The sequence below is a fragment of the Abiotrophia sp. genome, from assembly GCF_057275535.1.
Genome location: NZ_DBHIRJ010000010.1, coordinates 76,124 through 84,339, shown reverse-complemented (window position 1 = coordinate 84,339; position 8,216 = coordinate 76,124). Strand labels below are relative to the sequence as shown.

11 protein-coding genes are annotated in these 8,216 nt (G+C 54.2%); 5 read left to right on the top strand and 6 right to left on the bottom strand.

Annotation, left to right across the window (positions count from 1 at the left end):
• Window positions 1-54: 54 nt before the first annotated feature.
• From ACO53F_RS08440 to ACO53F_RS08415, 6 genes are all read right to left on the bottom strand, one after another.
• Window positions 55-738, bottom strand: coding sequence for a YjjG family noncanonical pyrimidine nucleotidase (locus tag ACO53F_RS08440; protein ID WP_485138076.1), 684 nt, complete (start codon window positions 736-738; stop codon window positions 55-57).
• A gap of 189 nt (window positions 739-927) precedes the next feature.
• Entirely contained in the window at window positions 928-1,413 is a 486-nt protein-coding gene (locus tag ACO53F_RS08435; RefSeq protein WP_485138075.1) for a glutathione peroxidase, read from the bottom strand.
• A 224-nt stretch (window positions 1,414-1,637) separates the two neighbouring features.
• Entirely contained in the window at window positions 1,638-3,128 is a 1,491-nt protein-coding gene (locus tag ACO53F_RS08430) for a DUF438 domain-containing protein (protein WP_485138074.1), read from the bottom strand.
• Window positions 3,118-3,363 carry a DUF1858 domain-containing protein gene (locus ACO53F_RS08425; RefSeq protein WP_023391830.1) on the bottom strand — a complete coding sequence of 82 codons (246 nt, stop codon included), beginning with the start codon at window positions 3,361-3,363 and terminating at the stop codon, window positions 3,118-3,120. Before ACO53F_RS08425 ends, ACO53F_RS08430 begins: the two co-directional genes overlap by 11 nt.
• Window positions 3,356-3,844 (bottom strand): threonine/serine exporter family protein, encoded by a 489-nt coding sequence (locus ACO53F_RS08420; RefSeq protein WP_485138073.1) that lies wholly within the window; start codon window positions 3,842-3,844, stop codon window positions 3,356-3,358. Before ACO53F_RS08420 ends, ACO53F_RS08425 begins: the two co-directional genes overlap by 8 nt.
• The gene (locus tag ACO53F_RS08415) at window positions 3,841-4,611 is read right to left on the bottom strand and encodes a threonine/serine exporter family protein (RefSeq protein WP_485138072.1); all 771 of its coding nucleotides are present in this window, start codon (window positions 4,609-4,611) and stop codon (window positions 3,841-3,843) included. The genes ACO53F_RS08420 and ACO53F_RS08415 overlap by 4 nt, the downstream gene beginning before the upstream one ends.
• A 205-nt stretch (window positions 4,612-4,816) precedes the next feature.
• On the opposite strand from ACO53F_RS08415, the gene ACO53F_RS08410 reads away from it, so the two are divergent.
• The 5 genes from ACO53F_RS08410 to ACO53F_RS08390 all read left to right on the top strand — a co-directional run bounded on the left by ACO53F_RS08410 (window position 4,817) and on the right by ACO53F_RS08390 (window position 8,189).
• Window positions 4,817-5,509 (top strand): serine dehydratase beta chain, encoded by a 693-nt coding sequence (locus ACO53F_RS08410; RefSeq protein ID WP_485138071.1) that lies wholly within the window; start codon window positions 4,817-4,819, stop codon window positions 5,507-5,509.
• Window positions 5,510-5,550: 41 nt separating this feature from the next.
• Window positions 5,551-6,435 (top strand): L-serine ammonia-lyase, iron-sulfur-dependent, subunit alpha, encoded by an 885-nt coding sequence (gene sdaAA, locus ACO53F_RS08405; protein WP_485138077.1) that lies wholly within the window; start codon window positions 5,551-5,553, stop codon window positions 6,433-6,435.
• Between the two features lie 138 nt (window positions 6,436-6,573).
• The gene (locus ACO53F_RS08400; RefSeq protein WP_023391835.1) at window positions 6,574-6,837 is read left to right on the top strand and encodes a hypothetical protein; all 264 of its coding nucleotides are present in this window, start codon (window positions 6,574-6,576) and stop codon (window positions 6,835-6,837) included.
• A gap of 56 nt (window positions 6,838-6,893) precedes the next feature.
• A complete protein-coding gene (locus ACO53F_RS08395; RefSeq protein ID WP_485138070.1) occupies window positions 6,894-7,751 on the top strand; it encodes a RecX family transcriptional regulator in 858 nt (285 codons plus the stop codon).
• A gap of 84 nt (window positions 7,752-7,835) precedes the next feature.
• Entirely contained in the window at window positions 7,836-8,189 is a 354-nt protein-coding gene (locus ACO53F_RS08390; protein ID WP_485138069.1) for a YlbF family regulator, read from the top strand.
• Window positions 8,190-8,216: the final 27 nt, after the last annotated feature.

Here is an 8,216-nt window from a genome sequence, read left to right as displayed (position 1 = left end):
TTACGAGCATTTAAGAAAATATAAAAAGATAATTAGAAATTTATACTTTGTTTGTTATAAAATATTCCTAATATCAGCATAATCCTGGACCTGATAGGTCAGAGGCAGGTCACTAGGTGCGGCGGCTTGATGCGGGTTGTACCAGAGGCTGTCAATGCCGGCCTGGTGGGCGCCCAGCATGTCGCTTTGCAGGCGGTCGCCAATCATGAGGTAGGCGCTAGTGTCGTCGGCTCCAGTCATCTTGTAAATGGCCTGGTAGAAGCCAGGGTCTGGCTTGCTATGACCCAGTTCGCCGGAAATAGCCAGGTGGTCAAAGAGGTCTAGCCAATCAACCTGTGCCAGGCGCTTACGCTGGGTGTCGGAGACGCCGTTAGTGGCGGCAACTAGCTGGTATCCAGCGCTTTTCAAGTCTAGCAAGAGGCGGTCGGCGCCGGGAAAGATTTGGTTGTGGACGACTAAAAGGTCGCGGTATTGGTCATCCAGGCTACGGCCGTCCAGGTGATCCAGATGGGGCTGGAAAAATTCCTTGAAGCGGCGGTCCAAGAGTTGGTCCAGGGTCAGCTGGCCCAATTCCAGTTGGTGCCAGAGCCGGTGGCTGTGGGCATGGTAGTCGGCCAAGATTTGATCTCTGTAGTCCAGGTCGTGATTCCGGCAAAAGGCTTCAAGAGCCAGAGCCTGGCTGGCATCAAAGTCCAGCAAGGTGTGGTCTAGGTCGAAGAGGAGGTAGCGATAGGTCATGGGGTCAATCCTTTCTAGTGGGCCGCAGCCCTTGTTTCTAGTAGCTGCCAGCCTTTCTCAACTTGTAGCTGCCAGTTTTACTGTTCATGTAGCTGTCGGACTTGCTTTTCTGTATCTTGTCAGCCTTATTTAACTGCCGCTTTTATTTTTCAGGTAGCAGTCAGCCTTCATTTCTGACAGCAACCAGCCTCACTTCTCCCCCAACAATCGCTCAATATCACGGGCGATGCGTTCAGGTTTGGTGCTGGCAAAGTAGCGTTTGACCACTTGGCCCTGGCGGTTAATCAGGAACTTGGCGAAGTTCCACTCGATGCGCCGGCCCATGCGACCGCGTTTCTGGGACTTGAGCCAGGTGTAGAGAGGATCGGCCTGGTCGCCGTTAACTTCGATCTTGGCAAAGCGTTGGAAAGTGGTCTGGTAGTTGAGGCTACAGAAGTCATTAATTTCCTGAGCGGTGCCAGGGGCTTGGCCCTTGAATTGGTTGCAAGGAAAGTCTAAGACGGCGAAGCCTTGGTCCCGGTAGCGGTCATAGAGGGCTTGCAGGCCTTGGTATTGGGGCGTGAAGCCGCATCCGGTGGCCGTGTTGACAATTAAGAGCACCTGGCCGCGGTAGGCTTCCAAGGCAAAGGGCTGGCCGTCTTGGGCCAAAACGCTAAAGTCCGTTACTTGTGTCATGAGTGAGCTCCTTAAGTTGGTGGATTCTGTCTTGGGTGGGGCTTGAGTCGGGGGCTGGAGCCATAGTGAAGGCCTTGAGTCAGTGACTTGTGTTACAGCAAGTGGCTTGAGTCGAGGCGACCTGTCATAGCGAGCGGCCTAGGCCTGTTTTGGTTGAGCGACTTGAGTCGGTTAGGCCTGTCATGACATAGCGAGCGGCCTAGGTCTGTCGTTTCAGAGTAAGTCTAGTCTTTGGCTTGTTCCCCGTCACCCTCCAAAGGCGCCAGGCCCCGTTTATCTGGACCCAAATCCAGCAGTGGGGCGATGTCGTGGACATATTCCAGGACGCCCATGTATTGGTCCTGATCATCGAAGACGCCGATATAGGTCACATAGGCGAAGCGGCCGTCCGAGCGGTGGAACCACATGGATTCGCTAGTCCGGCGCTTGTGCTTGAGGTCGTCAATTAGGGTCATGACCATGTCCAGGCTGCGGGGCGGGTGGCACATTTTGACGTGGCGGCCGATAGCGCTAGGCACTCGGGGAAAGAGTTTGTTCTCGATAGCGATGGAAGTGTTGAAGTATTTGAAGAGATCGTTTTTGTCGATAAAGGTAATCTCAAAGGGCAGGTGGTTGAGGATGAGGTTGGCTTCCTTGAGGCTGAGATAGCCGCCGCCAAAGGGCAGGTCGGCCTCGGGCTTGGGCGCCGGGCTAGTAGTTGGGGCAGCGGCAGAGCTAGAGGCTGAGCCAGAAGCTGAGTTGACGGCCAGGTCAGCAGCTAGTCCACTAGCCTGGTTGCTGGCTTGGCCGGCGCCTGCTGCAGCGTCGCTGCCTGGCAGTGCCTGCACTTGGGCCGGCTGCCCAACTGGTCCGGAAGCCTGAGCCACACGCCCAGCTCCAGCCGGCTGACCATTTTCCCCTTGCTCCCCAAACTTGACCCGGCTTGGTACCCATTCCTTGTCGGGCTGGATAATGGCATAGCCGAACTCGGGGCTGTCCTTGGCGATGGCCAGCCAGTCGTCCTCGCTGAAGAGGGACAGCAGCAAGGGAATCAGGATGGCTTCTTCCTTGAAAATCATGTCCTTGAATTCCTGGACGAAGGCCTGGTAAGTGGTCAGGACTTGGGCTACGGAGGCGTCCCCAGCCTGGTCCACCAGGCCTTTCAACGCTTCCTTAGCCAAGCCAAATAAATCCCGAATCTGGTCGTCCACGCCCCACATAACCTTAGGCGGCGCGTCGTGGCCGTAGGCCTCCATGATGGGGAAGAAGAGTTCTTCCTTGCGGCGGTAATGGCGTTGGAATTGGTCCAGCAGCTGGTATTGGCGAGTCAGGCCGCGCAGGAGACCAGGATCTAAGTCCTGGCCCTGACTTTCCGCAGACTCCAGGGCATCCAGCAGGCGTTGAATCCGGTGCAGGCCCGCTTGTAGGGCCAGGTTTTCTTGCTTGAAGATCCAGACGGGATGGCCTTCCTGCTCGCTGTCGGGTACTTCTTTGCCCTGGACGCCGGCAGCCATGACTTTGGCATGGACGGTACAGAGCTTCATAACATCTTCGAAGCCCACGCCGTGGTCGCCATTCATGAGTTCGTGTTCCATCAGGGAGACTTCGATAGGCGACACATCACTAAAATGGGCCTGAAAGTCGGCCTCCACACTGTCGGGGCTGGCCCCATGGTGGAGGCGGAGCAGGATGTCCTTGAGGACTTGAATACGTTGGTCGCGACTGCTATTGGTCATGGTCATCCACTCCTTTGACTAGGTAGCCATTGTGGTGGAGCTCCTGAATGAGTACCTGCAGATCCAGGCCAATCAGGCTGGCGCCCCTTTCCAGGCTGGTCACCGCGCCTACGGTCTTGAGCATGACGGGATTGCCTAGGGGTTTGAAACCCAGGTCAATAAGAAGTTCTTTGACTTCGGGATGGGCCTTGAGGGTCGTAGCGACCGGCAGGCTGAGGTCAATCCAATTATCCATGGGACTGCTCCTTTCGCTTGGCTTTGGCTTTGGATTGATTGCGCAGATGGTGGTAGATTTCCAGGCAGGAATCCACCAGGAAGATAGACAGGGCAATGGCCCCAGCAATCAGGGCTGATTGCAGTAGGTTCTGGCTGGCTTGGGCCGGATTATCGTTGATATAGTAAAAGGCTGTCCGGTAGACGCCGATCCCGGGTACTAGGGGGAAGAAGCCAGGAATGTAGAACATGGTGACGGGTGCCCGGAAGTTGCGGGCGAAGAGCTGGGACAGAATGGCAATGCCGATGCCGGCAACCAGAGTGGCGACGGCCGGTCCATGGCCTGGCATGACTAAGAGGTAAATCAGATAGCCCAGAGCGCCCACCCAACCGCATTTGAAGAGGAGGGAGCGGGGGATTTCCACCATGATGGCAGCCGTAATGGTGGCCACATAGGCCCCGGCTGTTTGGAAGCAGAGGGAAAAGAGGGACATCCAGGTCATAGGCTCAACACTCCATTCGATACAAAGAGTCCTAGGGCGACACCCAGCCCTAAGCTAACGGCGATAACCAAGGCTTCCGCAATCTTGGCCAGGCCGGAGACGTAGTCGCCCTTGAGGGTGTCCCGAATCCCGTTGGTGAAGGCAGTGCCGGGGAAGAGGGGCATGAGGGCGGAAATAATGATAATGTCCAGATTATGGGGCTGGGGCACAGCCAGCAAGACGAAGGGCATAATAGCCCCCAGGAAGAAGGTAGAGACCGTCCCGGTCATGAGGGCATTCATGGCCAACTTGCCTTGTAGCCAGTAACCAAAAATAACCAGCAGGGCGGCCAGACCCGACACAGCAATATCCCAGATGGAGCCGCCTAAGAGGACGGCGAAGGAAACCACCAGGAAGAAGACAGCCAGGTCGAAGTGGAAGAGGGTGTACTCGGAGACGTCGACCTTTTCCAGGCGGACCCGGGCCTCTTCTAGGCTAATCTCGCCCTTGGTCAGCTGGCGGGAAATATTGTTAACATGGTGAATCTTACGCAGGTGGGTGCCGCGGTGCTTGATGCGGCGGACGATGGTAATGGGCTCGATGCTGGGGTCGTCTAAGGTGACGAAGAGGCCGGTGGTATTGGCGAAGACTTCAGTGGTCTGGCATTGGCTGGTCTTGAGGATGCGCTCGACCGTGTCTTCAATCCGATAACTCTCGGCCTGACTTTCCAGCATGATGCGGCCGGCCAGGACGGCGACTTCGGCAATTTTCTTATATTCTTGTTTCACGCGTGGTCTCCCTTTCTTGACATGTCTATACCCTATTGATTATACACCAATGTGCCCAGTCCGGCTAGTTGCTGGGGGCCAGTTTTTTACCGCCAGATTTTCTTAAAAAAAGCCAGAAAAATTGAGTGCTTTTGCTAGAAAAATAGGGGCTTGAGGGTGTATAATAAGGAGATGACAAAGCCATATGGAGAGGAGCGGTGCTAGCATGAGCCAGGAAGCCAAGATTCAAGCCAAAAATACCAGCTATTCTAGCTGTTTTGACGTGATTGGACCTGTCATGGTGGGACCGTCTTCTTCACATACGGCTGGCGCCATTAATATCGGGAGAGCGGCCCAGAAGATTTACCGTGACCGCCCAACCGAGATTATCGTCCGCTACTACGAGTCCTTTGCGGAGACGCATCTGGGACACGGAACGGATTTTGCGACCATCGCTGGCGTTTTGGGCTTTTCTTATGACGACCATCGGGTTCCCAACTCAGTGGATATCGCCCGCAACCAGGGCATGAAGGTGCAATTTATCGAGATGGAGGGGCCAAGTCCTTATGGCCATCCCAATACGGCTGACATTACCTTAATCAACGACCACAAGACCTCCCGCCTAGTCGGGATTTCGGTGGGCGGCGGTAAGGTGGAGTTACGGCTGATTGAGCTGGGGGGCTTCTTGATTGAGCCGACGGGCTTTTTGCCGGCCTTGCTCCTAATCAGTGACCAGCCGGAGACGGAGGTTAGCTTCTTGGCGCGCTTTGCGGCCGAAGGCATTGTGGTCACTCAGACCTTGAGCCAGGCTGTCCAAGGACGTTACCTGTCTTATTTCGAGATCCAGCACCACTTTCCACAGAGTCTCTACTATGCCATGGAAGAAATGGACCATGTGGAGTCTTTAATTCTACTCTAGTTGTGTCGACAGCTATCAATTGTTGAGGTAAAGAAATGGGAATTTTTGAATCGATTGAAGCCATTGTGGCTTACGCCCAAGAGACGGGCCTGTCCCTGGCTGAGATCATGATTGAACAGGAGATGCGGATTAACCGGACTAGCCGGGAAGCCGTTCTCCATAAGATGTCGGATGCCCTCTTAGCTATGGAAAATGCCTACCAGCGAGGGATTACCGGAGAAGGCGTCTTCTCACCAACCGGCTTAACGGGCGGCAATGCCGTCAAGATGCGCAAGTACCGCCAGGCCGGCAAAACCCTCTCAGGTCAAATGACCCTGGTAGGGGTGGAAGCGGCCTTGGCTACCAACGAGGTCAATGCTGCCATGGGTGTGGTCTGTGCCACCCCCACGGCAGGTGCCAGCGGGACCTTGCCGGGAGTGCTCTTTGCCATCCATGAACAGTACAAGCTGTCCAAGGAAGACAAGCTTAACTTCCTCTTCGTGGCAGCCCTCTTCGGCATGGTAACGGCCAACAATGCCTTTATTTCAGGGGCGGCGGGTGGCTGTCAGGCTGAAGTCGGTTCGGCTTCCGCTATGGCGGCGGCCGCGGCTGTGGCCATTATGGGCGGCAGTCCGGCTCAGTCAGCCCATGCCTTCGCTATGGCCTTGGGTAACCTGCTGGGTCTGGTTTGTGACCCGGTGGCAGGTTTGGTGGAAGTGCCTTGCGTTAAGCGCAATACGGTCGGTTCAACCAACGCCTTGATTTGTGCCGATATGGCCCTGGCCGGAATTGAAAATCAGATTCCTGCCGATGAGGTCATTGAAGCCATGTACAAGGTGGGTCGCAATATGCCGCGCGAACTTCGTGAGACAGGGTTAGGGGGATTAGCCGATACCCCGACCGGGAATCGAATTAAGATGCGGATCTTTGGGCGTGAAGTCACCTAGGTTATGAGCCTATGGCTGTCCCCTCTAGTAACCTATAGCCCTTTGGGGTAATGTAAGACCATTTAGCAAGACCATTTGCAAGACCCATCGTCACTCGCTGACTGTATGGCATTTTAAGAATAGGTGAGGGATAAACTCATGAATAATCAAGAAACTGTTTTAACATTTGCACAAGGTAGCTTAATTGCTAAGAACGAGCTGGTCTTTGAACTAAGCCTTGCTGATCAAGCTAGCTACTTCATCTACTGTGAATCAGCTGAGGCGGCGGAACGCTTTGCCTTTCAAGCTAAACAATTAGTTGAGACCTTGGCGCCTAGTGGCGACCAGGCTGCTAGCTTGTTGGTATCTTTCGTCAAGGAAAATCCAGCAGGCTTGGCCTATCGCTACACGGTTGGCCAATAGTCAGACGACTTTAGCCAACCTCAGCCTATACCAGCAACTTGACTAGGAGGTGCACCATGCGCGTAAGCCGGATTGAAGTACAGAAGAAGGACAAGAGTCGTTACTCGGTCTATTTGGACGACAGCTTCTGGCTGGGCGTATCAGAGGGCACCTTGATCAAGTTCAACCTGGCCAAGGGCCAGACCCTGACCCCGGAAGAGTGTCAGACCATTCGCGACTATGAGCAGGAAGAGTCCCTCTATCTTAGGGCCATCAAGCACTTGTCGCGTGCCCTTAAGTCCAGTGGTGAGGTCTATGACTATCTCAAGGCCCAGGCCCTCAAGCAAGCGGACCTGGATAGCCTGGAAGCCAAGGAAGATTTTCTAGCAGAATTAGAACCTTATTTGGGTCGGGTCATTGGCCGGCTAGTCAGCCAGGGTTACCTGGATGATGCCCTCTACGGGCGTAGCCTGGTCTTGACCGAGGCCCGGGTAGGGCGCAAGGGGCCCCAGCTGATCGGCCGTAAGCTCCAAGACAAGGGCCTGACAGCCAGTCAGATTGCCCAGGCCTTGGAAGCCTATGAGCTGGATTTGCTGGAGGAAAATATCCAAACCTTAATCGAAAAGTTCTACAAGTCCCATCGCCGCCTGCCGGCTGGCCAGCTTAAGCGTAAGGTCCAGGAGCATCTCCTGACCAAGGGCTATAGCCTGGCCATGATTCAGCCTTACTTGGAAGATTGTCAGCCAGAGGCCGACTTAGACCATGAAGCAGACTTGGTCGACCAAGCTGCCAGCAAGGCCCGTCGCCAACTAAGCCGACGCCATGAGGGCAAGGCCTTAATCCTTAAGATTAAGGAGTCCCTCTACCGCAAGGGCTTTGACCTGGATTTGGTCAATCAGTGGCTGGATGCCCAGGACTGGGAAGGACCGATTTAATTCAATAGTAATAAAGTATTAATAGCCGAGCTTGGCTTGGATGTGATACACTAAGAATGAAGTAATTTGAAGGGAGATAGATGCATGTCTAACCAAAATGTCTACGATACAGCCAATCAATTAGAACGTGAAATTCGTCAGTTGCCAGAAGTGGCCGCTATTCGTCAAGCCCTAGCAGGGATTGAAGCAGATGAAACTTCTAAGACCTTATTTGAGGGCTACAAGAAGCAAGTTCAAGAACTCAGTCTGCGTGAGGCTCAAGGTCATCCAATTGGCGAAGAAGAAATGAAGCAGATTGATGAAATGTCCAAGGGCATCCTAGCAGATGATCACATTAGAGGCTTGATTGAGGCCGAGCGCCGTATGGATCAAATCATTCGCGACCTCAACAACATCATCACCAAGCCATTACAAGAAATCTATCAACAACAAGCCTAAGCATAGGCTGGCACCAACTGGAAGCCC